The 362-nt window shown below is 58.8% G+C and carries 1 protein-coding gene; it reads right to left on the bottom strand.

All coding sequences use genetic code 11. The features are described from left to right. On the bottom strand, window positions 1–362 hold a 362-nt coding region (locus tag SB847_RS20640), incomplete at both ends, for an LLM class oxidoreductase (RefSeq protein WP_486304280.1).

Raw genomic sequence — 362 nt, 5'->3', positions numbered from 1 at the left:
CCTGTCGCTCCTGACTGTTGGCTTGATAGGCCTCTACTTCCTCGGGCGGAAGCAGTGAGAAGGACTTGCGTTGGAACATCCTTAACATTGCCATCGCGGTGGACGTTGATTGACGCCGTGCCTCAGCGGGATCTTCGTCTGCGATCGCCCCAATGCTGACCAGGCTGTACGGTTCCTGAAGGAAGGGCGATGGGCGGAATCTTTGGCGGTAGATCCGCATGGCGTTGAGAACGTCGGCGCTGCCGAACTGAAGGGCGAAAGCATATGGTCGACCGAGTCGGGCTGCAATCTGCGCGGAATAGATCGACGACCCCAAAATCCAGATATCAGCGCTGGTCTCGGGCTGCCGGATGCGGTTCTGC

This window comes from Bacillus sp. SIMBA_026 (genome assembly GCF_046535335.1).
Lineage (GTDB): Bacteria > Bacillota > Bacilli > Bacillales > Bacillaceae > Bacillus > Bacillus velezensis.
The sequence above is the reverse complement of the archived record's forward strand: the minus strand, read 5'-3'. Positions and strand labels throughout refer to the sequence as shown.